Source organism: Ruegeria sp., from assembly GCF_965199275.1.
Taxonomy (GTDB): Bacteria; Pseudomonadota; Alphaproteobacteria; order Rhodobacterales; family Rhodobacteraceae; genus Ruegeria.
Genome location: NZ_CBDAQX010000020.1, coordinates 1 through 24,136, shown reverse-complemented (window position 1 = coordinate 24,136; position 24,136 = coordinate 1). Strand labels below are relative to the sequence as shown.

At 56.3% G+C, this 24,136-nt stretch carries 28 protein-coding genes and 1 pseudogene; 17 read left to right on the top strand and 12 right to left on the bottom strand.

Translation table 11 applies throughout. From position 1 onward, the window contains the following. Nucleotides 1–384: recombinase family protein (locus tag ACOERD_RS14725; RefSeq protein ID WP_419739536.1), on the top strand; the 384-nt coding region annotated here is incomplete at its 5' end. A gap of 248 nt (nucleotides 385–632) precedes the next feature. On the opposite strand, the gene ACOERD_RS14720 is transcribed toward ACOERD_RS14725, so the two are convergent. The 3 genes from ACOERD_RS14720 to ACOERD_RS14710 all read right to left on the bottom strand — a co-directional run bounded on the left by ACOERD_RS14720 (nucleotide 633) and on the right by ACOERD_RS14710 (nucleotide 2,572). Then, a complete protein-coding gene (locus ACOERD_RS14720; protein WP_419739535.1) occupies nucleotides 633–1,571 on the bottom strand; it encodes a helix-turn-helix domain-containing protein in 939 nt (312 codons plus the stop codon). A gap of 682 nt (nucleotides 1,572–2,253) precedes the next feature. Continuing rightward, nucleotides 2,254–2,397: a hypothetical protein gene (locus ACOERD_RS14715; protein WP_419739534.1), complete on the bottom strand. Its 144-nt coding sequence runs from the start codon at nucleotides 2,395–2,397 to the stop codon at nucleotides 2,254–2,256. Between the two features lie 13 nt (nucleotides 2,398–2,410). Continuing rightward, complete coding sequence (locus tag ACOERD_RS14710) at nucleotides 2,411–2,572, bottom strand: hypothetical protein (RefSeq protein ID WP_419739533.1); 162 nt, start codon at nucleotides 2,570–2,572, stop codon at nucleotides 2,411–2,413. A gap of 253 nt (nucleotides 2,573–2,825) precedes the next feature. Here ACOERD_RS14710 and ACOERD_RS14705 point away from each other — a divergent pair, with 253 nt between their 5' ends. After that, nucleotides 2,826–3,029: a recombinase family protein gene (locus ACOERD_RS14705; RefSeq protein ID WP_419739532.1), complete on the top strand. Its 204-nt coding sequence runs from the start codon at nucleotides 2,826–2,828 to the stop codon at nucleotides 3,027–3,029. A gap of 79 nt (nucleotides 3,030–3,108) precedes the next feature. On the opposite strand, the gene ACOERD_RS14700 is transcribed toward ACOERD_RS14705, so the two are convergent. Next, nucleotides 3,109–4,290 carry an ISNCY family transposase gene (locus ACOERD_RS14700; protein ID WP_419737631.1) on the bottom strand — a complete coding sequence of 394 codons (1,182 nt, stop codon included), beginning with the start codon at nucleotides 4,288–4,290 and terminating at the stop codon, nucleotides 3,109–3,111. A gap of 41 nt (nucleotides 4,291–4,331) precedes the next feature. Between ACOERD_RS14700 and ACOERD_RS14695 the strand changes: the two genes are divergently transcribed. From ACOERD_RS14695 to ACOERD_RS14645, 11 genes are all read left to right on the top strand, one after another. Next, nucleotides 4,332–4,781 (top strand): recombinase family protein, encoded by a 450-nt coding sequence (locus ACOERD_RS14695; protein WP_419739531.1) that lies wholly within the window; start codon nucleotides 4,332–4,334, stop codon nucleotides 4,779–4,781. A 183-nt stretch (nucleotides 4,782–4,964) separates the two neighbouring features. Beyond that, nucleotides 4,965–6,248, top strand: coding sequence for a DNA (cytosine-5-)-methyltransferase (dcm, locus tag ACOERD_RS14690; protein WP_419739530.1), 1,284 nt, complete (start codon nucleotides 4,965–4,967; stop codon nucleotides 6,246–6,248). Continuing rightward, nucleotides 6,248–6,514, top strand: a complete 267-nt coding sequence (locus ACOERD_RS14685) for a hypothetical protein (protein ID WP_419739529.1) — start codon at nucleotides 6,248–6,250, stop codon at nucleotides 6,512–6,514. The genes dcm (ACOERD_RS14690) and ACOERD_RS14685 overlap by 1 nt, the downstream gene beginning before the upstream one ends. A 58-nt stretch (nucleotides 6,515–6,572) precedes the next feature. Then, nucleotides 6,573–8,315, top strand: a complete 1,743-nt coding sequence (locus ACOERD_RS14680) for an IS1634 family transposase (protein WP_419737624.1) — start codon at nucleotides 6,573–6,575, stop codon at nucleotides 8,313–8,315. Between the two features lie 127 nt (nucleotides 8,316–8,442). Then, nucleotides 8,443–9,066: a DNA (cytosine-5-)-methyltransferase gene (dcm, locus tag ACOERD_RS14675; RefSeq protein ID WP_419739528.1), complete on the top strand. Its 624-nt coding sequence runs from the start codon at nucleotides 8,443–8,445 to the stop codon at nucleotides 9,064–9,066. 41 nt (nucleotides 9,067–9,107) lie between these two features. Continuing rightward, nucleotides 9,108–9,539 (top strand): very short patch repair endonuclease, encoded by a 432-nt coding sequence (locus tag ACOERD_RS14670; protein WP_419739527.1) that lies wholly within the window; start codon nucleotides 9,108–9,110, stop codon nucleotides 9,537–9,539. Then, nucleotides 9,517–10,737 carry a type II restriction endonuclease gene (locus tag ACOERD_RS14665; protein ID WP_419739526.1) on the top strand — a complete coding sequence of 407 codons (1,221 nt, stop codon included), beginning with the start codon at nucleotides 9,517–9,519 and terminating at the stop codon, nucleotides 10,735–10,737. Before ACOERD_RS14670 ends, ACOERD_RS14665 begins: the two co-directional genes overlap by 23 nt. A gap of 84 nt (nucleotides 10,738–10,821) precedes the next feature. Next, nucleotides 10,822–11,073 carry a type II toxin-antitoxin system ParD family antitoxin gene (locus ACOERD_RS14660; protein WP_419739525.1) on the top strand — a complete coding sequence of 84 codons (252 nt, stop codon included), beginning with the start codon at nucleotides 10,822–10,824 and terminating at the stop codon, nucleotides 11,071–11,073. Then, on the top strand, nucleotides 11,066–11,356 hold the full coding sequence (locus ACOERD_RS14655; RefSeq protein WP_419739524.1) for a type II toxin-antitoxin system RelE/ParE family toxin: 291 nt from the start codon (nucleotides 11,066–11,068) through the stop codon (nucleotides 11,354–11,356). Before ACOERD_RS14660 ends, ACOERD_RS14655 begins: the two co-directional genes overlap by 8 nt. A gap of 62 nt (nucleotides 11,357–11,418) precedes the next feature. Next, nucleotides 11,419–12,069, top strand: a complete 651-nt coding sequence (gene parA / locus ACOERD_RS14650; RefSeq protein WP_419739523.1) for a ParA family partition ATPase — start codon at nucleotides 11,419–11,421, stop codon at nucleotides 12,067–12,069. Continuing rightward, a complete protein-coding gene (locus ACOERD_RS14645; protein WP_419739522.1) occupies nucleotides 12,069–12,278 on the top strand; it encodes a plasmid partition protein ParG in 210 nt (69 codons plus the stop codon). The genes parA and ACOERD_RS14645 overlap by 1 nt, the downstream gene beginning before the upstream one ends. Before the next feature lie 17 nt (nucleotides 12,279–12,295). On the opposite strand, the gene ACOERD_RS14640 is transcribed toward ACOERD_RS14645, so the two are convergent. The 5 genes from ACOERD_RS14640 to ACOERD_RS14620 form a co-directional block, all read right to left on the bottom strand. Continuing rightward, nucleotides 12,296–13,381: a replication initiator protein A gene (locus ACOERD_RS14640; protein WP_419739521.1), complete on the bottom strand. Its 1,086-nt coding sequence runs from the start codon at nucleotides 13,379–13,381 to the stop codon at nucleotides 12,296–12,298. Nucleotides 13,382–13,645: 264 nt separating this feature from the next. Then, nucleotides 13,646–14,197, bottom strand: coding sequence for a hypothetical protein (locus tag ACOERD_RS14635; RefSeq protein ID WP_419739520.1), 552 nt, complete (start codon nucleotides 14,195–14,197; stop codon nucleotides 13,646–13,648). An 18-nt stretch (nucleotides 14,198–14,215) separates the two neighbouring features. Beyond that, a complete protein-coding gene (locus ACOERD_RS14630) occupies nucleotides 14,216–14,590 on the bottom strand; it encodes a type IV secretory system conjugative DNA transfer family protein (protein WP_419739519.1) in 375 nt (124 codons plus the stop codon). Further along, complete coding sequence (locus tag ACOERD_RS14625; protein ID WP_419739518.1) at nucleotides 14,560–15,885, bottom strand: type IV secretory system conjugative DNA transfer family protein; 1,326 nt, start codon at nucleotides 15,883–15,885, stop codon at nucleotides 14,560–14,562. Before ACOERD_RS14625 ends, ACOERD_RS14630 begins: the two co-directional genes overlap by 31 nt. After that, nucleotides 15,885–16,169 (bottom strand): mobilization protein, encoded by a 285-nt coding sequence (locus ACOERD_RS14620; protein ID WP_419739517.1) that lies wholly within the window; start codon nucleotides 16,167–16,169, stop codon nucleotides 15,885–15,887. The genes ACOERD_RS14625 and ACOERD_RS14620 overlap by 1 nt, the downstream gene beginning before the upstream one ends. 807 nt (nucleotides 16,170–16,976) lie before the next feature. Between ACOERD_RS14620 and mobQ the strand changes: the two genes are divergently transcribed. Further along, on the top strand, nucleotides 16,977–18,233 hold the full coding sequence (mobQ, locus tag ACOERD_RS14615; RefSeq protein WP_419739516.1) for a MobQ family relaxase: 1,257 nt from the start codon (nucleotides 16,977–16,979) through the stop codon (nucleotides 18,231–18,233). A gap of 168 nt (nucleotides 18,234–18,401) precedes the next feature. Here the strand turns inward: mobQ and ACOERD_RS14610 are convergent, their stop codons facing one another. Next, the gene (locus ACOERD_RS14610; protein WP_419739515.1) at nucleotides 18,402–18,767 is read right to left on the bottom strand and encodes a hypothetical protein; all 366 of its coding nucleotides are present in this window, start codon (nucleotides 18,765–18,767) and stop codon (nucleotides 18,402–18,404) included. Between ACOERD_RS14610 and ACOERD_RS14605 the strand changes: the two are divergent. Then, nucleotides 18,760–20,502: pseudogene (locus tag ACOERD_RS14605) on the top strand (IS1634 family transposase). The gene ACOERD_RS14610 and the pseudogene ACOERD_RS14605 overlap by 8 nt on opposite strands. Before the next feature lie 210 nt (nucleotides 20,503–20,712). On the opposite strand, the gene ACOERD_RS14600 reads toward ACOERD_RS14605, so the two are convergent. After that, nucleotides 20,713–21,423, bottom strand: a complete 711-nt coding sequence (locus ACOERD_RS14600; RefSeq protein ID WP_419739514.1) for an NYN domain-containing protein — start codon at nucleotides 21,421–21,423, stop codon at nucleotides 20,713–20,715. Nucleotides 21,424–21,715: 292 nt separating this feature from the next. Between ACOERD_RS14600 and ACOERD_RS14595 the strand changes: the two genes are divergently transcribed. Both ACOERD_RS14595 and ACOERD_RS14590 read left to right on the top strand, forming a co-directional pair. Further along, nucleotides 21,716–22,105, top strand: coding sequence for a hypothetical protein (locus ACOERD_RS14595; RefSeq protein WP_419739513.1), 390 nt, complete (start codon nucleotides 21,716–21,718; stop codon nucleotides 22,103–22,105). Between the two features lie 67 nt (nucleotides 22,106–22,172). Continuing rightward, nucleotides 22,173–22,865 (top strand): competence protein CoiA, encoded by a 693-nt coding sequence (locus ACOERD_RS14590; protein ID WP_419739512.1) that lies wholly within the window; start codon nucleotides 22,173–22,175, stop codon nucleotides 22,863–22,865. 114 nt (nucleotides 22,866–22,979) lie between these two features. On the opposite strand, the gene ACOERD_RS14585 is transcribed toward ACOERD_RS14590, so the two are convergent. Then, nucleotides 22,980–24,136 (bottom strand): Tn3 family transposase (locus ACOERD_RS14585; RefSeq protein WP_419739511.1); only part of this gene is annotated, 1,157 nt, incomplete at its 5' end.

Here is a 24,136-nt window from a genome sequence, read left to right as displayed (position 1 = left end):
GTGACGAAGCTCGATCGTCTTGCCCGATCTGTTCCGGATGTTCGGGCCATCAGCGATCAACTCGAAGCTAAAGGCGTGAAACTTGCCCTGGGAGCAGCTATCTACGATCCCAGTGACCCGATGGGGAAGATGTTTTTCAACATCGTCGCCACATTCGCCGAGTTCGAGGCAGATCTGCTCAAAATGCGCACCCGTGAAGGCATGGCCATCGCCAAGGCAAAGGGGAAAATGCGAGGAAAGAAGCCAAAACTAACTGAAAAACAACAGAAAGAGCTTCACAAGATGCATAAAACCGGAGACCATTCGATCAGCGATCTCGCCGAGATATTCTCCGTTTCAAGGGCTACCGTCTATCGCACATTGCAGAGAGACCAGAGCGCTTAGCGTACGATTTATCACTGAGCCGTAATCGACCCCTTGTCATAAACCCACGAGTTTTGCCACTGCAGATTTGAATGCCGTGAGCGAATGAATACGGTAGCCTACATCCAATCCGGAATTTCAACGGGCCGCAAAAACAGCGTTGGATGGGCTCGTTATGTGAATGGGTTTCGCATCGGCGGTTGATGGCAGTACGGACCCAAGCGATCCATAAACCAAGGCCGCACACAGCAGCAGATGCATAACTTTGATCATTGTAAGTCCTCCGACGGCCATTCCGGTCGCTTCATCAGAAGTTTGATGGGTTCTTCGAAGTGTGCTTCGTGCACGATTGGTGTGGGCAGCCAGGCCGGGTTCCATGCGAGAGGATCGGCCGTGTCATCTCCTGTCATCGCGATTGCAGCCGCAAGATGGTCTGCGGCAGCGTAGACCTTGCCTATTACAGCGGCAGCTTCAGCCGTTTGATACGCCAAACGCGGGTCGTGGATCATAACCGCTATGCTTTTCGTCTTCCGAAGTACACCGGGTACAACGAACTTCTCGGCGACAGCTTTTGCCCACGGCAAATCCTGTGCATTGCCTTCAAGTTCATCGAGCTCCCATGCAGCGAAGAATGCGTTCAGAAGCATTCTTAGTCCAAGCAACTTGTCGCCATCGCAGACTGTGTCTTCTAAAATGAACAGGCGCACGATCAAATCCGACTGCGAAAAAAGTGCTTGGAACGCTTTACGGAAATGCTCTGAGCGGCCGAGATCACTCTCTGTCGCACGAGCCTTGTAAAGAGAGATTTGACCTTCCAGCGATGCCAGTGCGAGCTGATCGACAGCTTCCATGCTGGTTTGGTCAGCTTCCGACAACACTCGCAAACGATCTTCAGCCAGAGGAATTAGCCCCAAAGCAATTCCGGCATCTCGGTGACCGAGGCTCGCCATCCGCATATCATGCTCAAGCAGCTGGCACGCCTCAGCGATACCGCTATCGGTTGCGAATAGCTGGCTGATTACATCTGCTCCGAGGCCGGAAACGTCCTGGCGCCCAGCCCCTTGCCCACTCTTGATCCGACTCAACGTTGGCCGCGAAATGCCGACCTCTTCCGCAATATCGTTAAGCGTCATCCCTGCGAGCTCGGTCAGAGCCAACACAGATGCTCGGGCATCCAATTCGCGGTGTGTTCCAAAAGGACAGCTCATGCCGTTCTCCTCTCACTGCTTTAATATATAGTACGCGAGGTTCGTCGGTGCCCGTTCAATACTCGCAAATTCGTGAACTGTGTTCTTTGCGCACATGTTTTTTGGCTTTCGTTTCAGTATCTTGGTTAAATTTCATGATTTGCATCCGACAATGCGTCAGTAAAGAAACCAGCATGAATGATACTCATGCCCAGAGGAATCGGTTTTCCAACCGCATTCGACGTGCTTCGAAATTCGGCCAGCATTTGCATGGGAGGGCCAGTGAGCCATCTGGATGGCAAGGCAAAGTGCGATGGTAATACGGAACATGTGGTAATCCTTTACTTGTGGGTAGGAGAGGTAGCGCAAAAGCTTCCCTCCCCCTTGTTGTTAGGTCCCCGTGCACCCCAAGAAGACTTCATCAGGAATGCACGCTGTCGGGGTGGATCTGTACATCTTTTGGAAACGCCCGTGTTTGAAGAGGCCGCCAGCGATGGAAGTGGCCCCGCATCGGGGAGTTGGTTTCACTATGATCGGACCGGGACCGGGACAAATCGGGCCCAAGTGTGGCCCCATCGAAGCGGACATGGCATCGACAGGAAGCATCAGTATCGTGGCAGCAAGCAGTAAACGTCGCATCATCTCATCCTTGTGCTTGAGTTTGAGTTGGTATGGTTGCCGCGCCCGAAGGCGCGGCGATTGATCACCACGTGAACAACGTGCAGCTAAACGTTCCGCCGGTCGCATGGCCTTGGCCATTGATATTGACCGAGACACCGCAGCTACCGGCATTTGCGATAGCAGGCGTCGCGATTGCGAGAGCGATGGCAAAGATCATCTTTTTCATGTCAGATTCCTCCTTAAAGCAGCGGCTTGGTGCTCTTGATGTGGCAGGGGCGGATGCAGCCACAGCCACTACCGTCATCGACGATGGCCATTGCAGGGCCGCTTACTGCTGCAAACATGAGAACGGCTGCGATCATGAGCTTTTTCATGGTTTTCCCTCGTATATTCAGTTTCATTGTCGAGTGTCGTCCACGAGTGGAGACAACCCCAGAATGGACTATGATTCGGCTGGTTCGTTCGGCAACGGACGAAACTGAACGGTGTCATCAACCAAACGGAGAAGCCGCCCATTGAAGTTTGGCGGGTGTCGCGCCAAAAACGGCCGTTTTTGTCCAAGCTCCCTGCTCCACCCAGGATCAATCGTTTAGGTGGGACAAAAACCCCCGGCAAAACCTTTGCGGTTTTGACAGGTTTTTGTCACAGTGACGTATGATCATAGGATATGCCCGCGTCAGCACTGACGACCAGAACCTGGATTCACAGACGGATGCTCTGTCCGCTGCCGGAGCCGAGAAGGTTTTCGCGGACCGGATCAGCGGATCGAAGCGCGCGAGGTCGGAACTGGACAAGATGTGTCGAGAACATTCTGAATTGTCCGGTGTAGGTAACATGCCAATTGTCCGCTTCAGTTGATTGCGCGGTGGCCCAATTCGGAGGGAGCCGTAGGCGACCGTAGATTTGGGCCACCGCGTTCGCGCCACGTCGAAGCGGGTCACGCGACTTTGTGTTTGCTATCCTCCTGTGTGATGGGTGATCCGTCAGGCTGGTAGCGGCCAATGCATCTCGGGCCGTGGAAGATGACCAGTTGACCATCGGGGTATTCGTGGACCCTGACCTTCGCCTTGACGAAATGATGACGGTGCCTGTCTGCCGCGATCTGCATGACCAGGCCCTTGTAGCGCACCGTATTGTCGTTGCCGACGACGCGGTCTTCCTGCACACACAGGGTGTCGCGCACATTGCCTGTAAACGGCACGAAGGCCGAGGTCGTATCCTCCGGCTCCTTTGCAAACAGGGCATTGTGTTCGGGAAGATAGACCTCTTTCAGGAACTGATTGGCCTCTTCAATGGTTGTGATCCCATGGGACCGCAGTTCCTGCGGCAATCGGTTCTGGAACGTGCCAAACATGCGTTCAGACCGTCCACGGGCCTGCGGTGAATAGGCCGGGATCAGCTCAATGCCGAGTTGCTGCAAGGCGCGCCCGACCTGGGTCAGATTGTCCTTGTCCACTTTGCCGCCCGCTTCGGGCGTATGCCAGTAATGAGAGCCCCGATCGGCATAGAGCGAGCAAAACAGACCTTGCGCCTCGATCACCTCTGTCAGCCCCTGAAAACTGCTCATCGTCCCTTCTTCCTCGACAAAGAATGCCGAATAAACCCGGTTGGTGGCATCGTCCATGGTGACGATCAGATCCCACCACTGACCCGGAACCCATTCATGGCTGGAGCCGTCCTGATGCAACATCATGCCAACCATCGGACGGCGGGGCCGCTTGCGCCGATGGGCACCTCGTCGGGGTGCTGCCTGAACCCGGCCGTGGCGCTGCAGTGTAAGCCGCACCCAGTTGTAGCTCTGTGTGAAACCATGGTGGGCCACCAGCTTCTCGTGGAAATGCTTCGGCGTGTAATCCCAGTACTTGGTATCAAACAGTTCAAGCATCTCCATGACCTTATCCGTGGCAACACGATTGTTGGCCAGTTTGCCAAGCCGACGGTCGTACAGACCTTCTGCACCATCCGCCTCAAATCGATCCTCCCAACGCCTGACGGTGCGCACGGATACACCCAGTATCTCAGCCGCCTGTTCTTGCGTCAGCTTGTTCGCGCTTCGCCGCGAATACACATCTTCAAACTTCATCAGTCGAACTTCCTGTAACACTTCTGCTCGGTTCATAACGCCTCCTCTCAGAGACAGAATAGAACCGGACAGATCGCATGTTACATACACCGGACATATCGCGTGTTAGCGACACGGAACTGGACAAGATGTTGGATCAGCTCCGCGACGGCGATATTGTGATTGTCACCAAATACGACCGCTTGGCGCGATCTCTGAAGGACTTGCTGGAGATCGTGGAGCTGATCCGCAAGCGCGGTGCCGGCTTCCGATCCCTTGCCGAAGACATCGACACGACGACGCCGGCCGGCCGTCTTGTGTTCCATGTCTTCGCATCCATCGCTCAGTTTGAGTGGGAGCGGATTTCCGAGCGAACCAGAGAAGGGCTTGCATCAGCTCGTAAACGCGGCCGGATCGGAGGAAGACCTCCTGCCCTGACAACGGTTCAGAAAGACGAAGTGCGCCGGATGCGGGATAATGAACAGCGCACCGTCGCGGAGATCGCGCGGTTGTTCAAGGTCAGTGAGCGGACAGTGCGCCGAGCTTAGTTGCGCTGAAATATTGCAGCGCCCCGTTGGGTTCACATGCCATTAATGCTTGTGGAACAAAATGTGAACAATTGCAGAAATAGGGTGGCCAAATCATCTGGGACTCTTTATGACATATTGTCAATAAATGACACAGAGGCATAGAGCATGAACGCGCACCCACGCACCGAATTTGGAGAGTTGATGGACCGAGCCGGTCTGGGCATCGAGGAAGCGGCCAGTTTCCTGGGGATCAGTGACAGGACGGTGCGGCGGCATGTCAAAGGTGAGGGCAAGCGTATCGACGCTCTGAAGCTGGAAAAGCTGCGCGAGATTGCAAATTCCCGTTGCACAAAGGGCCGTGCGACAGGATTCCGGTTCATTGACCTCTTTGCAGGTGTCGGCGGAATCCGGATTCCGTTTGAGGAAATCGGTGGCCGCTGTGTCTTTACCGCCGAGTGGGACCGCTTCAGCCGGGAAACCTACAAGGCGAACTTTCCTGAACCGGCTGACAGCGATCATGTCTTTGCGGAAGATGTGCGCCCATGGGCCAACGATCCTGCAAAAATTCCTGCGCATGATGTGTTGCTGGCAGGGTTCCCTTGTCAGCCGTTCTCCATTGCCGGTGTGAGCAAGAAGAATGCACTTGGCCGCCCGCATGGCTTTCTCTGCGATACCCAGGGGACACTTTTCTACGATCTGGCCAAGATCATTGACCACCACCGCCCGCCCGCGTTCCTTCTGGAGAATGTGAAGAACCTTGAGCGCCATGACGGCGGCAAAACCTTTGCCACAATCATGCATGTTCTGGAGAACGAGCTGGGCTACAAGGTCTCTTATCGTGTTATCAGCTCAACCCCCTGGGTGCCGCAGAAGCGCGAGCGCATCTTCATTGTCGGCTTCAAGGATCACAGCATCGAGTTCGATTTTGACCAGCTCGCCATCCCCGAAGGCGACGGCCCTACGCTCGGGACAATCCTCGATAAGAAAGTCGATCCGAAATACACCCTGACAGAAAACATGTGGACCTACCTCCAGGGGTACAAAGAAAAGCACCGCAGCGCCGGGAACGGTTTCGGGTTTTCCCTGTTCGGGCCAAATGATGTGGCCCGCACCCTGTCAGCCCGGTACTACAAGGATGGTTCGGAAATCCTGATCGCTCAGAAAGGCAACCGCCCGCGCAGACTGACACCACGCGAATGCGCCCGGCTGATGGGCTTCGAGAAACCCGGTAAAACGGATTGGAAAATCCCCGTTTCTGACACTCAAGCCTATCGCCAGATGGGCAATGCGGTGGTTGTGCCGGTGGTGAAGTCCGTTGCGCAGCTCATGCAGCCGCGCATTGCGGACGCCATGGTGCTGGACGGCCGTGAAGTTTCCGAGGTCATGCAGGCGCAGCTCCCCTTGGCAGAACCGGGGGTCTATGCCGCAAGTGAAATGCCTGCCGAACATCTTGAAATGCTGGAAGCGGCACGCGCCGGGGCGTAATGCCTGCTGATATTGTCTCACCTGCCACGCGGAGCCGGATGATGTCCGGTATCCGAGGCAAGGACACGAAACCCGAGCTGGCGATCCGTTCGGCATTGCACCGGGCAGGTTTTCGGTTCCGGCTGCATCGGAAAGACCTGCCCGGCCGTCCCGATCTGGTCTTTCCCCGGCATGACGCGGTTCTTTTCCTGACTTCCGACCTTTTTGTTGATCTGACTGGGTTTTTGGTTTGTTTTCAGGTGTGGTTGCTCAGAGGCGCGTTGTAGTGCCCCATTATTATAAAAAGTATTGACATGGGCCTTCAGATGGCTAACCTCTTCGCCCATGTTCATCCGCACCAAACATGACGCAAAGCTCAACCGCACACGGATCCAGATCGTTGAATCCGTCCGCACCGGCTCCAAGGTACGCCAGAAGATCCTGCGCCATGTGGGTGTGGCCCATAACGACAGCGAGATTGAGGATATCAAGCGTCTGGCGGGCCGCTTGATGGAGCAATTACGCATTGATCGCTCGCCGCAAATGGAACTGTTCACGCCCACGGAATATGCCGATCTGCAGGCGCTGGTGCGCCGCGCTCCGCGGCCGGACAAGCTTGGCGTTGATCTTGCCGAGTGCCGTGAGGAGGCGCGGGTCTCTCTGGGTCTGCGGGATGTCATGGGGACGATGTATGACCAACTGGGTTGGGGGGCCCTTCTGGGGGCGGCGCGTAAAAGTGCCAATCGCATTGTGAAAGAGCTGGTTATGGCGCGGATCGCACAGCCCGAGAGCAAGCGCGCGACCGTGGAGGCGTTGGAGAACCAGGCAGGCATCACGCTCAATCTGGACGTGGTCTATCGGAGCATGGATTACATCAATACGCCGGTGATAGACGGGATTTGCAAAACCTCTCACGCGGCGGCAGAGAAGTTGCTGGGCGGGCCAGTGACCGTGCTGTTCTACGATTGCACGACCCTGGCCTTTGACACCGAGCGCGAGGACCCGGCCGAGGATGCGGACGGGGTCGAGCAGGATCATCTTCTGGCCAAGGGCTTCAGCAAGGATGGCAAGCATCACCGCGCTCAGGTCATGCTGGCGCTGATCGTCACCTCCGATGGGCTGCCTGTGGGCTATGAACTCTTCCCGGGAAACACCTGGGAAGGTCATACGCTGGAAGCTGCGCTGAAGGCGTTGGAGGGACGCTTCGACGTGGCCAGGGTCACGTTCGTGGCCGATGCCGCCATGCTCAGCAAGGACAACCAGCAGATGTTGCAGAACAAGGGTCTGCCCTACATCCTCGGCTATCGCATGAAGTCCGCCCCGGCCGCCGTGAAGGCGAACATTTTGAGCCCGGAGGGACGCCAGCCTTGGGCTGGACACGGTTCTGAAGAGGCAACCGAGAAGGGCTGGTACAAGGTGATCGACCAGGAGGGAGCGCGGGTCATTGTGACCTGGTCACCCACCCGGGCACGCAATGATGCCCACAAGCGCGACAAGGCAATCGAAAAGCTGCACAAGAAGCTCAAGCGCTCTCGCAAACCCGGCAGCTTCAGCAGCCGGGGATATGGCCGCTTCCTGGCCTTCCCCGACAGCGGGGACGTCACGCTGGATGATGCAAAGATCAAGGCAGCGGCACAATGGGACGGGCTGCATGCCATTGTTGTTCATGGTGCGGACGAACTGGAGGCACAGGACGTCATTGCCCGCTATCACCAGTTGTGGGAGATCGAAGCCTGCTTCCGCACCAACAAGCACGATCTGAAAATCCGGCCCATCTATCACTGGTCGCCGCGTCGGGTCCGGGCCCATATCGCCATCTGCTACATGGCCTTCTGCTGCCTGCAGCACCTGCGCAAGCATCTGGACCTGCTCGGACACCCGATGAGCCCGGCTCGTATCCGCAACGAGTTGAACGCATTGCAGCTCTCGATCCTGCGCCACAAAGGCACCCCTGACCGCTACGGCATGCCAAGCCATGCCACGGTCGATGCCAGACGCATCCTCACCTGCGTCGGCCTGACCTGGAACGAAGCCCCTTTCAAGATACCCCCCGGGCGCACCCGAAAAACTGGCCAGACCAAAGCCTGAGCTCCCTCAACACTCCGAAACAATCGCTGGCGAAAAAAGTCCGTGTAGTGCCTTTTGGCAACCAAGGCATAATAATATCAATGACTTATACGAAAAAATGTCGGAAGTCAGGAGCTCAACCCCCTGGGTGCCGCAGAAGCGCGAGCGCATCTTCATTGTCGGCTTCAAGGATCACAGCATCGAGTTCGATTTTGACCAGCTCGCCATCCCCGAAGGCGACGGCCCTACGCTCGGGACAATCCTCGATAAGAAAGTCGATCCGAAATACACCCTGACAGAAAACATGTGGACCTACCTCCAGGGGTACAAAGAAAAGCACCGCAGCGCCGGGAACGGTTTCGGGTTTTCCCTGTTCGGGCCAAATGATGTGGCCCGCACCCTGTCAGCCCGGTACTACAAGGATGGTTCGGAAATCCTGATCGCTCAGAAAGGCAACCGCCCGCGCAGACTGACACCACGCGAATGCGCCCGGCTGATGGGCTTCGAGAAACCCGGTAAAACGGATTGGAAAATCCCCGTTTCTGACACTCAAGCCTATCGCCAGATGGGCAATGCGGTGGTTGTGCCGGTGGTGAAGTCCGTTGCGCAGCTCATGCAGCCGCGCATTGCGGACGCCATGGTGCTGGACGGCCGTGAAGTTTCCGAGGTCATGCAGGCGCAGCTCCCCTTGGCAGAACCGGGGGTCTATGCCGCAAGTGAAATGCCTGCCGAACATCTTGAAATGCTGGAAGCGGCACGCGCCGGGGCGTAATGCCTGCTGATATTGTCTCACCTGCCACGCGGAGCCGGATGATGTCCGGTATCCGAGGCAAGGACACGAAACCCGAGCTGGCGATCCGTTCGGCATTGCACCGGGCAGGTTTTCGGTTCCGGCTGCATCGGAAAGACCTGCCCGGCCGTCCCGATCTGGTCTTTCCCCGGCATGACGCGGTTCTTTTTGTTCACGGCTGTTTCTGGCATGGGCATGACTGCCATCTGTTCCGCTGGCCCAAAAGCCGGAAAGATTTCTGGCGAGAGAAGATCGGCAAGAATATTGCCCGCGATCAGGCACAGTATAAGGCGCTTGCAGATTCAGGCTGGCGTGTCGGGATGATCTGGGAATGCGCGTTGAAGGGAAAGACCCGCCTGCCCTTCGACGAGGTTGTCGATCAATGCGCTATATGGTTGAAATCGGGTATAAAAACATTTGAGGTGAGCGGTCATGAAGCGCGGCCAGTTATCTGATTATTTTGAAGGCGTCGGGGTAAAGCGGTTGTCGGCCGTCGATGCAGAGCCGAAATCCTCCAACCAGCACGAAGTCGGGACGACCCGGAAAATGCGGGATGATTTCCTTGGTGAAATCCATCAGCAAAAATTCCCGGCAATCTACATCTGGCTGGGCGGCGATCAGGAAGGGTTCACCGAAGAGAGCTGGGCTACGCATTATGATGCTCGGATCAACAAGCCTCGCGCGGCCGAATGGCGGCTCTATTACCCTTCAAACCCTGTGACAGAAGCCATGAAGGCCGGAGATACCCTGTTCCTTGCAAAGGACCAGAGCGGCGTTTTGTGGTTTATCGTGGCCCCGGAAGGCTCAACCAGCGAGCAGCAGCTTTTCTGGTTGTTCGGCCTGCGCCCCGAAGGCAAATCCTTCGTTTCCCGCGAGTTCTCCGACGAAGAGCCAGAACTGGATTTTGCCGCACGTTTCATTCTGGATGAGTTGGGAATCGAGTTCGAGGAGCCGGAAGCCGACAAGCTGGACAGCATCATCGAGAAATTCGGCACTACCTTTCCCAAAACGGCCGAGTTTTCCGATCTGGCCCGCCTCACCCTGCCCGAGGTTCGCGCGGAGGATGATCCCGACGCTGCATTGATTGCCTGGCTCGATCATGAAGAGGCATTGTTCCGCAGGCTGGAGCGCAAAGTGGTATCGTCGCGGATCGAGGCCGGTTTCGTGAACGACGAAGGTACGGATGTTGACGGATTCATCAGCTTTTCCCTGAGTGTCCAGAACCGCCGAAAATCACGGATGGGCCATTCTCTGGAGAACCATCTGGCGGCTGTCCTTATGGCGCATGACATTCGGCATGTGCGCGGCGCAGTGACGGAACACAATCACAAGCCTGATTTCCTGTTTCCGGACCTTGCTACCTATCAAGCGGCCCCAGCCGAAGGCGATGCCTGTCTGACCATGTTGGGAGCCAAATCCACATGCAAGGACCGCTGGCGTCAGGTTCTGGCTGAAGCAGAGAAAATCAGTCGCAAGCATCTTTTGACGCTGGAGCCGGGGATTTCCGAACCGCAGACCAATCAGATGGAGGCTTCGAGCCTTCAGCTCGTCGTGCCCCGCCCGGTCCACAGCAGTTATACGGCAGCACAGCAAGGCTGGCTTTGGTCTGTGGCGGATTTCATTGATGAGGTACGTGCCAAACAAGGTAATTGAGTTTTTGAGTAAATGCGCATTTGAGACTTCACTCAAGTTGATATGTACCAATTATTGGTATAAATTCACCACAGGAGGTCTGCTATGCCCAAAAATACATCCATGTCACTTGGCGATCATTTCGCCAGCTTCATTGATACGCAGGTCCAAACGGGTCGCTATGGGTCTGCCAGTGATGTTGTTCGAGCTGGTCTACGGCTTCTTGAAGAACACGAAACCAAAGTGAAGGCTTTGCAGGACGCTTTGATTGAAGGCGAACAGAGCGGCATTGCCGAAGACTTCGACTCCGAGGCATTCCTGCAAGAGATCAAGGGCAGCAGAGGCCTGCATGGCTAACGGCTATGATCTGTCAAAGAAGGCCCAGGATGATCTGAGAGGTATCTGGGCCTACACCGAAGACCGTTGGGGTGAGCAGCAGGCCGACACCTATTACCGGGATATATTCAAGACCATTGAGCTGCTGGCTTCAGGTGAACGCAAAGGCCGTAAGGCTGATGTGCGGGATGGTTATCTGAAATACCCGGTTGGGCGACATTTCCTGTATTTCACCAAAGTTGACGGGCGGATCAGAATTGTTCGTGTGTTGCATCAAAGCATGGACGTTGAACGCCATCTTTAGCGCGCTTGTTTTGCCTCATTTACTCAGTTACACTTTTGAGTAAAAACACAAATGAGGCAAACATGAGCATTATCTCCGTTTTGAATCCCAAGGGTGGTTGCGGCAAGACCACTATCAGTACCAACCTTGCCAGAGCTTTGCATGATCGCGGGCATTCCGTCCTGATCGTGGACAGCGACCCACAAGGCAGTGCGAGAGACTGGCACGCATCCAATGAAGACAATCCAATTGAGCTGGTTGCGCTCGACCGACCCAATAACGTCAAAACACTGACCAGCATGGCTGCAAACTATGATTACGTGGTGATTGACGGTGCGGCCAAACTGGAAGACATGATCGCGGCCGCGATCAAGGTCAGCGATTTTGTTCTGGTCCCGGTGCAACCGTCACCTTACGACATTTGGGCCGCTTCCGATCTGGTGGACTTCATCAAAGCTCGACAAGAGGTTACAGATGGATCACCTCTCGCAAGCTTTGTCGTCTCCAGGGTGGTCGAGGGAACGCGCCTGGGGGGTGATGTGCGGGCTGCATTGGACGAATACGGCTTGTCTGTCTGCGATACGACGATCACACAGCGTCAAGTTTATCCGCAAACCGCATCTGAGGGCCTGACAGTTTTCGATGCCGACAATGCCAAGGCCAAGACCGAAACTCTGGCCCTGATTGACGAGCTGATCAAAATGATGTCTCCGGCAAAACGTGAGGTGGCATAATGGCTCTTTCAGCAAAACGCCCCAGCCGTGGCGACGAGGCCCGCAAACGCATTCTGCATGAAGTCACCGAAAGCACCGAGAAAAAGAAGCGCCTGAATGCCGAGATCGAGGAGACACTGTACCGCAAGATCAAGATGAAGGCGGTAGAGGAGGGGCGTTCAATTTCTGATATTACACGCGACCTCTGGTCTGAGTATTTGAGTAAGTGAGTATTTGATAAAATACTCTACCACCCATTTCGGCCGCGTTTCTTGAACCAGCTCTTGCAGAAACCGAGAAACGCGGCATCGGGGTTCTTGGGTGCTTCTTGCTGTCTGGCAGCATAGCTTCGCCATTCAGCGACCAGAACATTGATGTCCCATGTCGGTGCCAGTTCCCTGGCCTGTTCAAGAGTATCGGGTGACAAGGGCAGGATATAGCCACCAGTCACTTTATCCTGATCCGGTTTCGGCGCGTAGTTCTCCAGAAACTCCGGCTTGGGTGTCACTGTCAGAATGTCTGCATCCAGACGGAAAGCATAATCCGGCATGTGATTATGTTCCTCGTCAGCCTTGCAGATCGCGCGTACAAGCCGTCGAAACTCCTTGTCCGAGGATGTAGAGCCGGTTCGAGCTTTCAGCTTGTCCAGCCCACATTTCCATTCCGGCTGTGTCCCGCATTGCTTGCGCGCAAGTTCATACAGGCGACGTTCCAAGGGTTTGCGAAGCTGGAAATAGCGGCGATTGAGTGTGAGAACATCGTCACCGGCAATGGCGTTGAAAACCCAGTCCGAAAGCGTAACTTCGAGATCGAGCATTCGACCATCACGGGTTTCCCGCACGATCCTGTAGCGGTCAATCAGGCTGAAACCGTCGATCTGTTCCACGCCGCCTGTGGTGATATTGGTTTCAATTTGCGTTCCTTGGAGGCGTTCAAGAGCCGCCTTGAGGCCCGTATACCCCGTACCGGCCGTGGGCCTGTTCGTTGCTACAAGCAGATCATAGGCCTTGAACCTAAGCGTCCTGTGAATTTGCTTTCCGTCATTCAGGGCCGCCACGACCTGGGAAATGCAATAGATCAACACGTCACGGTCATGAACAGTGGCCAGGCCGATCATGTTCGGCCTGATTTCAACATAGCTCTGACCATCAGCAGCAACGTAGCGTCGCTTCTTGGTGTCAGGCTTGGTCGAAAGGGTGAAAATCGGATGCGCCATCGAGGCCATGTCACCTTTCGGTGCAGCGTCAAAAATATCGCATACGAAGAAATCCCCTTGAGCGTGGCGCAGGGGGAGGAGAGGTGTTCGATCAGGTTTCGTAATATCACCCACCATAGTTCCCTTATTCGTAATATCACACACCAGCGCAAGTAACTTCGTAGTTTCACCCACCAAATACTTTCGTAATATCACCCACCAATCTTCGTAATATCACACACCATCTTTCGTAATATCACCCACCGCGAATCAAAATCAGGGCCTTTTTCATATTCAAGATCAGTAGCTTACAAACGTACCGATTCGCGTAACACAGAATCTAACACATATATAACACCCACCAGCTCACAGTTGGCCTGTGGATAACTCACCGTCTCACTCTCATTCCTGGTAGTGGACGCAAGCGGGATTCCCTTCGGTTGTACGGACCCAATCCCCACCAAAGACAGCACATGTGGTGCTGTTGATTGCTGAGAAACGGGGAAGCGTCACCGTCAGGGCAACAGTGAACGCGACAGCGCCAAGGACAAACCAGGGCAGGCGGCTTTTCCAACGATCTACCTGTCTTTCCCGGTCGCGAATGTCGTTGAGAATTTCCCATTTGTCCTGTTCAGCTTTTTTCAGAACCGTTTCGGTATGACGGCTTTGTTCGCTCAATACGTTGGCAACACGGATCATGTGATTCAGGGGATCGGTGATTTTACCTGCAACAGCCTGGCCAACCAGATTGCCATATTGCTCCGGATCGGTCTGGTTCTGTGCCGCGAAGGCCGCCTGCCGCGCTTCTGTAGCGGTCTTGACCAGGCGATCCATGGTGCCGGTCTGGGCATCGACACGATCCGACACGCTGGCCAGCACGGTTCCGACCATATCGAGGGTTTCGCGCAGCTCCTCGTCAGAGAGCGGGGCAGGGGAGGGGGACTGGTCTGACATGCTCGTGTTTCTTTCTCGTTATTGGTCCTGGGGCTGGAACAGCCCCTTGAACTCGGGATCGGCGTAATAGCGCAGCTTGCGCGCGAGGGCTGTGGGATTACCCTGGACCCGCAGGAGCTGAAGATCGGGCGGCATCTGCATAATCTCGTCAGGCGTGAGCAGATCGCGCCCGGTGACATTCTGCGTCATCGAGGGGGCATCACCCGGTTTGTAGCTTTGGGTCTGATAGCCGGTGGTTTCTTGGCCGATCATCTTACTCAGCCATTGCGCTGTTTCCAGATCATTCACACCAAAGACCTGTTGAACGCCTGCATTGGCGACAAATGTACCCGCACGCTTGCCATAGAGATCGTTGAGCTGGCTCATGTCCTGCAAGATCGGCCAGAGCTGCAACCCGTAGCCTCCATCAGCCCCATGGCGCGCTCTATGGCCTCCAGACGACCAAGAGCGGCAAATTCATCCAGCAGGAACAGTGTGGGGTGCTGTGAAGCCCCGGAAACGCCCTGTGCGCCGTTCCGGGCCTCAATGGGGGTCTGTGGCCCCTCAGCGTGCCGTGCGATGTCCTGAAGCGCTTGAGAGATCAGCAGGCGCAGCCAGCGGCTGTAGGCGTCCAGTCTGTTGGGTGGCAGCACCAGAAACACCGAGACCGTTCGCTGTTGCAATTCTGCGAAGTGGAAATCCGACCGGCTGATCACATTGGTGATGCGCGGGCTGTCCAGAAAATGTGTGTGGCGCTGCGCGTTGGACAGGACCGAGGCGGCTTCCCGATCCGCCTTGCCCAGAAATCTGTTGGCGGCGCGGGCAATCAACCCGTGGGCCGCATCACTGTCCTGCATCAGCTCCAGTAGTGCGCGGAATCCGTCTGGGGGCAGGGTGAGATATTCCCGCACGGTGGCCAGATTGCGCCGGTCGCGCTCCTCATGGGCGACACAAAACATGATCAGCCCGGAGAGGATGGCTTTGGCCTCCTCGTTCCAGTGCGCCTCCTGCACCTGTCCCGGCGGGTCCATGACCAGAGCGTCGGCCAGCGTGGTGGCATCCTCACCCAGATCGGGGCTGGTGGCTGTCAGCCGGTCCAGCGGATTGTAGGATGAGCTGGCCTGTCCGGAGACCTCAAACGGGTCGAGGACGTGGACCTGACCGAAGGCATGGCGGGCAGCCCCGGCAATCCGTGCGTTCTCGCCCTTGGGGTCCACAACGATCACCGAACGATCCGCCATGAGCAGGTTCGGGATGACGGTGCCGACGCCTTTCCCGGCCCGTGTGGGGGCGAGGGTCAGCAGATGGGCGGGACCGTCATAGCGCAGGAGCTGACCGGCGGGAGATCGGCCAATGAGCAACCCGTCCGCCTTCACCAGCTTCTTCAGTTCCTTGCGACTGGCGAAACGGGCCGAGCCGTGGCTGTCTCCGTTCAGGCCGAAGAAATTGTCCGCGCCGGAGGTGAAGCGCCAATACTGGAATCCGAAGATGGCACCGCCGATCATGCAGGGGATGTAGATCACCAGTTCCCAGGCGGATTGACCGGGTGGAATGTCGAAGAAGGGGATCGAGAGAAAGAAACCCGCGAGCGCCCCCAGCATCGCGCCAAAACCCATGGCCCCGATCATCCAGCCGAAGAGGATCGGGGTGAAGATCAGCCGCACCAGAAACCGGAAAGGTCTGTCCAGGACCGAGGTAAGCCAGCGCATCAGGTGGACCCGTCCGGATCAGAGGAGGAACCACCGTCCGAAGCGCCCCAGTCCGCAAAGGCCTTGCGGTCCTGTTCGCGGGATAGGTTCCGGATCAGCCGCTCCAGCATTACTGCCGCGCCGGAATCCCGTTCGGCCAAATCCATGAGGGCACCTCCGAGGATGACTTTCCGCCGTGTATCCAGTTTGCGCTGTCTGGTGGCTTCCCGGTTGCGCAGGGCCTGAAGGCGGGCCTTGGCCTGGGCGTATCGTTTCTCGGCGCGTTCGAGTTCTGTCTCTGCCAAACCGGCACCTCCAAAAAATGCGGGTGGAACAAAACGGGATGTGGCGAAAAGGGCTGCATCGAATGTGGTCTTGCCACACCCACCGTTAGCGCGTACCCGTAGGCCTGTAAAGGACAAGGGCGCATTTATGCAAACTCTCCACCTACGGCTCCAAGATTTGCGTGCGATCTCTCTGGGGCAAAGCCCCGGCCGATGGCCAGCCCCCTCCGTCGCGCATCGCGACGGAACGAAAGGCCCTCCCGGCCTCTCGAACTCTCCAGGGCCAACGTCCGCCGTTGGATTGCGTCCGGAACGGCGAAACCAAAATCTCGACCGATGCCCCATAGTGGGGGCCGGTCTGTTTTTGGTTTCGCCGTTCCGGGGGGCGTCGATCTGTGGGGGTGTTACCCCTGATCTACGCCGGGTTCGCCCCCGGCAAACCGCCAGCGAACTGCCCCCGTATCCCGCCCCCCATAAGGCTGGGGATACGGGGGCAGTTCACGGGCAAGCCCGCGCCTCAGAGAGCCGTTGGCTCGCTTCGTTGGGGCTGTCTTTTTCCCTCCGGCCCCAGCGTTGTGGGGCGCGGGCCTTCGGGAAAAAGACGGTTGGTCGTGGCAGCGATGGCCCCGGAGCATACCGTTCCGAAGCCATCGACTTACGCCCAACAGGGAGAGGTGCAACCCGTCCGACACCGAGGATGGTGGACAGGTTGCATCTCCCATTCTGCGCGATCACCCCGGGTCTTGTCACGGGCCAAGAGCTGGGCGGCACGGGTGTGCCTGGTGATGCTTTGCAGCGGCGTTTGTCTTCTGCGAGAGGGGAGGGCGCATGGCCAGCTATCACCTCTCTGTGAAGACGATCAAACGTAGCGCCGGACGTACCGCGACGGCGGCGGGGGCCTATCGTGCCGGGGAGCGCATCGAGTGTCAGCGGGAGGGCCGGGTCCACGATTACACCGCCAAGCGCGGCATTGAGGCGACCTTCATTCTGACGCCCGAGAATGCGCCGTCCTGGGCACAGGATCGGGCGGCACTCTGGAATGCGGCCGAGGAGAGCGAGACCCGACGCAATTCTGTTACCGCCCGCGAATGGGAACTGGCCCTACCGTCCGAGATCAGCGCCGAAGACCGGTCGCAGATCACCCGCCAGTTTGCCGAGGAGCTGGTCAGCCGCTACGGTGTCGCGGTGGATGTGGCGATTCATGCGCCGCACCGGGAAGGGGATCAGCGCAACCACCATGCCCATGTTCTGACCTCTACGCGCAGGCTGGAACCGGAGGGGTTCACAGCCAAAACCCGTGTCCTCGATTTCGCCAAGACCGGCGGGGCCGAGATCGAGCAGATGCGCGGTCTCTGGGCCGAGTTGCAGAACCGGGCGCTGGAACGGGCCGGGGAGGTGGAGCGGGTTGATCATCGGTCACTGGAGGCGCAGAGAGAAGAAGCTTTGATCCATGGCGATGCGCTGAAGGCCGAGGAGCTGGACCGCGATCCAGAGGTGAAGTTGGGGCCAGCGGCCAATGCGATGGAGCGCCGGGAGATGCGGGCGGCCGAGCGTGAGGGGCGTGACTATGAGCCTGTCACCGAGCGGGGCAGGGCGGTTCATGCGGCCCGCCAGGCGCGGGCGCTCTTTGTCGACATGCGGGAACGTCTGGAGCTGGCGCGGGGTACCTACGGGGCCGAGCGCGAGGCCGGGCAGGGGCGTGTGTCGGCCGGTCTGGCGGCGCTCAGGGCGGCGGCCAGCAAGGATCGAGGCGTGGATCGCGGCGACGGCGATATTCGGGACCGCCTTGCGCGGATTGTGGGGCGGGAAGAGCCAGAATTCGGTGGGCAGAGTGTCGAAGAACCCTCGGACCTGCGGCACGTCAATGAACGGCTGCGCGAATCCCTGGGCCGGTCGGAAGAGGCGGGTGTGGATCGTGGCGATGATGGCGTGGACAAGCCGTCGATCCGCGAGCGGCTGGAAGGTGTGTTGAAAAAGTCGCGCGAGACTTTGGAGCGTGATGTCGAGTGGAATCGCGACGATGAACAGGAGCACGAGCGCGAGATTGATCGAGAGATAGATCGTGACTCAGGCCTCAGTCATTGAATTGCTGCTAAACTTCGACGAGACATTGAATGCTCCAGCTAATTTGAGCGAAGCTAGCCGATAATGTTCGAAAAAGTTTACATCGCTGGCTACAGGCCCCTAAAGCCCGATGGGTCGCCCCAGCCCTTCGACATTTGGAGTCTTTGGGCTGGGGCTTTGTGCGCACGACTAGCCTTTTTGTGCTCCGTTTGCCCAACTAGGGGGCATTAGAATTGGTTTACCGCCTTTTCCAAGAAGGTTCTGTGGGAGCATCGCGTTTTTTAGATGGTTATTTCGCATGTGAAATACGTTCCCAACGTCACCAACGGCAGTGACTAGTTTTTTCGCAGTCGGAACGGGTCGTTTGATTTTATTGTTTGGAGTGATGAGAAAGACAGGTTTGCCAATCTCCTGACTTCCGACCTTTTTGTTGATCTGACTGGGTTTTTGGTTTGTTTTCAGGTGTGGTTGCTCAGAGGCGCGTTGTAGTGCCCCATTATTATAAAAAGTATTGACATGGGCCTTCAGATGGCTAACCTCTTCGCCCATGTTCATCCGCACCAAACATGACGCAAAGCTCAACCGCACACGGATCCAGATCGTTGAATCCGTCCGCACCGGCTCCAAGGTACGCCAGAAGATCCTGCGCCATGTGGGTGTGGCCCATAACGACAGCGAGATTGAGGATATCAAGCGTCTGGCGGGCCGCTTGATGGAGCAATTACGCATTGATCGCTCGCCGCAAATGGAACTGTTCACGCCCACGGAATATGCCGATCTGCAGGCGCTGGTGCGCCGCGCTCCGCGGCCGGACAAGCTTGGCGTTGATCTTGCCGAGTGCCGTGAGGAGGCGCGGGTCTCTCTGGGTCTGCGGGATGTCATGGGGACGATGTATGACCAACTGGGTTGGGGGGCCCTTCTGGGGGCGGCGCGTAAAAGTGCCAATCGCATTGTGAAAGAGCTGGTTATGGCGCGGATCGCACAGCCCGAGAGCAAGCGCGCGACCGTGGAGGCGTTGGAGAACCAGGCAGGCATCACGCTCAATCTGGACGTGGTCTATCGGAGCATGGATTACATCAATACGCCGGTGATAGACGGGATTTGCAAAACCTCTCACGCGGCGGCAGAGAAGTTGCTGGGCGGGCCAGTGACCGTGCTGTTCTACGATTGCACGACCCTGGCCTTTGACACCGAGCGCGAGGACCCGGCCGAGGATGCGGACGGGGTCGAGCAGGATCATCTTCTGGCCAAGGGCTTCAGCAAGGATGGCAAGCATCACCGCGCTCAGGTCATGCTGGCGCTGATCGTCACCTCCGATGGGCTGCCTGTGGGCTATGAACTCTTCCCGGGAAACACCTGGGAAGGTCATACGCTGGAAGCTGCGCTGAAGGCGTTGGAGGGACGCTTCGACGTGGCCAGGGTCACGTTCGTGGCCGATGCCGCCATGCTCAGCAAGGACAACCAGCAGATGTTGCAGAACAAGGGTCTGCCCTACATCCTCGGCTATCGCATGAAGTCCGCCCCGGCCGCCGTGAAGGCGAACATTTTGAGCCCGGAGGGACGCCAGCCTTGGGCTGGACACGGTTCTGAAGAGGCAACCGAGAAGGGCTGGTACAAGGTGATCGACTAGGAGGGAGCGCGGGTCATTGTGACCTGGTCACCCACCCGGGCACGCAATGATGCCCACAAGCGCGACAAGGCAATCGAAAAGCTGCACAAGAAGCTCAAGCGCTCTCGCAAACCCGGCAGCTTCAGCAGCCGGGGATATGGCCGCTTCCTGGCCTTCCCCGACAGCGGGGACGTCACGCTGGATGATGCAAAGATCAAGGCAGCGGCACAATGGGACGGGCTGCATGCCATTGTTGTTCATGGTGCGGACGAACTGGAGGCACAGGACGTCATTGCCCGCTATCACCAGTTGTGGGAGATCGAAGCCTGCTTCCGCACCAACAAGCACGATCTGAAAATCCGGCCCATCTATCACTGGTCGCCGCGTCGGGTCCGGGCCCATATCGCCATCTGCTACATGGCCTTCTGCTGCCTGCAGCACCTGCGCAAGCATCTGGACCTGCTCGGACACCCGATGAGCCCGGCTCGTATCCGCAACGAGTTGAACGCATTGCAGCTCTCGATCCTGCGCCACAAAGGCACCCCTGACCGCTACGGCATGCCAAGCCATGCCACGGTCGATGCCAGACGCATCCTCACCTGCGTCGGCCTGACCTGGAACGAAGCCCCTTTCAAGATACCCCCCGGGCGCACCCGAAAAACTGGCCAGACCAAAGCCTGAGCTCCCTCAACACTCCGAAACAATCGCTGGCGAAAAAAGTCCGTGTAGTGCCTTTTGGCAACCAAGGCATAATAATATCAATGACTTATACGAAAAAATGTCGGAAGTCAGGAAAAAGTTTACATCGCTGGCTACAGGCCCCTAAAGCCCGATGGGTCGCCCCAGCCCTTCGACATTTGGAGTCTTTGGGCTGGGGCTTTGTGCGCACGACTAGCCTTTTTGTGCTCCGTTTGCCCAACTAGGGGGCATTAGAATTGGTTTACCGCCTTTTCCAAGAAGGTTCTGTGGGAGCATCGCGTTTTTTAGATGGTTATTTCGCATGTGAAATACGTTCCCAACGTCACCAACGGCAGTGACTAGTTTTTTCGCAGTCGGAACGGGTCGTTTGATTTTATTGTTTGGAGTGATGAGAAAGACAGGTTTGCCAATCTCCTGAACCACAATCCGAATAGGTTCGCAAAGGTCAGTGTCGTTGGTACACACAATGGCTTGCTCATATGCCCCTGTGAAACCGTCGCGGAGTAGATGCGCGCCTAGATTTACATCTGACCCTTTCTCTTCTGGGTTCACCACCCGAACAAGATGTGCAGTTGGCTTAAAGACTTTTGTCATGTCCTCAGAAATCCGCCGCCACTTATCATTGACCTGGAAACTGCCAAACGTGATTTCTATCTCCGGGATTGTACCGAGGGCATTGAGGTAAACTTGCTGTTTTCTTGGGGCGTCTGCGTCAATCTTGGATGAAACCCTTGCGGTGTATAGCTTGAGCGTGTCGATGCAATCAGCATGTCCTAACACGTTCTCCAAAAGGAGCTTAGGATTGCTCCACCTATATGCCGTGTCTTGGAGAGCTAAATGGTAAAGATTGAAGCCGTCAACGTAAGCAATGGTTGGCTTCTTTGGGTCAAATACAGTCTTCAAACAAGGCTCCAAATGCAAAAAAACCGCTCGAAGGTTTCCCCTCTTACGGTTTTTTAGATCCAACCGCACGCGGAAGGTCAGTGGTATCCTTCATATGCGGCCCATTCCTTGAGAAAGCAATAACGCTCTGTCCAAATATACAGAAAGAGGATTAAAACAACGGAAATTCCGTTGTTTTAATCCTCTTTCTGTATATTGTCAACCCCTAGATAATAAGTGGTAAGATACGGTAATATAGTGATTTTTGTAATCATAAAAAAGTATGATATGTTGCAAAAAAGAGGTCTGCAACATGGTCAACAAAACTCCCTATCTGGAAAACCATATCACCAAACAAATTCAAGAAGTAGATATTAAAATCAATGAGTTAAAGAGTGAAAGGGCGGCGCTGGAACGATTGTTGCTGAAGGCACGCCAAGATGAAGCGCAGGAACGTGAGCCAATCCGCCGCAACAGCGTAAACCGCGTACTTGTGGAAAATCGAATTTTGGACGCACTACGGCGGTCTAACAGAACACTATCAAATCGCGATTTGTTTTTTGAGGCTAAATCGGTCGTCTACGACTTGAAGGACTCTACTTTTCGCTCGCATATCAAGCGCCTGAAAGATGGCGGAAAGATAGTTTCAAAGGGTTCTCGCTGGACACTGCCCGAGAAAGAGAACACTAGAAGCAGTACCTAAAGATATTGGAGCCATTATGACCACCCTTACTCTTGGAATTACATAATAGAACAACCACTTAATCAGAATGCGTTTTGCACTTTTGAATGGTCAACGAGTTGAGGCGACACCTGGTGCCCTGGGTGTCTGTCCAGGCTGCAATGCCGAAATGCTAGCTCGATGCGGCACCAAGAAGGTCTGGCATTGGGCGCACAAAGGCCGCCGTCATTGTGATCATTGGTGGGAAAACGAAACCGAATGGCACCGTGACTGGAAGAACCGGTTTGTAACTGACTGGCAAGAAGTACCAGCTCGTGATGAAACGGGCGAGCTTCATATAGCGGATATCAAGACACCCTATGGCCTTGTGGTCGAGTTCCAGCACTCTGCTATCAAGCCGGACGAAGTGAAAAAGCGCACTAATTTCTATGGCCAGGTGATCTGGATAGTCGATGGAACACGTCGCCCAACCGATTTGATCCAATATGAACGGATGCTTTCAGAAAATTACCCGGAACGGTTCGGCGGCGTAAACATCTACACCGTTTATTGCGAGGAAACCCGGCTTCTCAAAGAATGGGGGTCATTGGGCAAGATTGTCGGATTTGACTTTGGCGGTGACAATCTGTGTTTGCTTACAGCCGCACAAGGCAGAAGCCGATATCTCTTCGATTTCCCAAAGGCGGAGTTTGTTAGGTTGATCCGTGAGGGGAGTCCTTTGCCAGTGGTCCAGTTCGCAAAACCCATCCGACGTGGCTATCGGTGGCGCAGTAGGTTCTAGCAAACAACAGGCCAAAAACGGCCGTTTTGGCCGGTGACAGAAACGTAGTGCCAAAACAATTGTGACCGTGGGTTTCCTTGTGGGGTCGATTACGGGACAGTGATAAATCGTACGCTAAGCGATTTTGTGCCTCATTTCTCGCCAGATGTACTGACCTATGAGCAGAATGTGCTCCCATCCCAAGGGCGATATGTGCCTGAGCAGGTGTTCGGGCGTGTCCAGGCCTTCGCTTTGCCGCTGCAGGATGGCTTTGCCGATCTGGTCCGTATTCCAGAATATGATGATCGCCGTGAGCAGATTGAGGCAAGCCAGGCGGAAATGCTGGCTTTCCGTGGTCCGATCGCGGATCTCGCCCCGACGGCCGATCCACAAGGCATTCTTCAGCGCATGGTGCGCTTCGCCTTTATTGAGCCCGACAGTAGAGCGGCGCTGCATGTCCATATCAAGGGTCCATTCGATGATGAACAGTGTCCGTTCGATCTGTCCGATTTCCCGCATCGCGATGGCCAAATCGTTCTTGCGCGGCCGGGCTGACAATCGCTTCAGCAGCTGGCTTGGCGGTACCTTCCCGGACCGCATCGTGGCCGTGCATCTCAGCACATCGCCCCAGTTGTCGATGAAGGTTTGTTCCCGGACCTTGCCCCCGACCAGGCACTTGAGTTCCTTGGGAACGCTTTTACGATCGAAGACGTAGAACCGCTTGGATTTCAGATCGCGGATCCGGGGAATGAAGCGATAGCCCAGCAGCGCGCAGGCGGCGAATACGAGATCAGTGAACCCACCCGTGTCGGCGTAGTGCTCCTTGATCTTCTTGCCGATCTCGCTCAGGCACAATCCGTCCAGAATATATGGTGCCTCGTTCACAGTGGCCGGGATCGAATTGATCCAGTACGGCCCGTACAGGTCGGACACATGGGCGTAGGCTTTCAGCCCCGGAACATGCGTGTCGTACTTGGCGTTGATGAGATTCATTGCTTCGCCCTGGCGCGTGGTCGGGAAGAACTGCCCGTCGCTGGATGAGGTCTGACCCGAACCCCAGTATTGGGCCATGGGAAGCCTGGACTGCGCGTCGAGAACGATGGCCAGCGCCTCGTTGATCGCATCGCTTTCGACATGCCAACGCGACAGACGGGAGAGCTGGGAATACTCATGGTCGGCGGTCGCGGCGGCCATCTTGCTCAGACCAACGTTCAAGCCCTCACCGAGAAGCACGGTCAGCAGTCCGATGATGTCCTTGCACGGTGCGCCTGTGCGCAGATGGGTGAACGCGT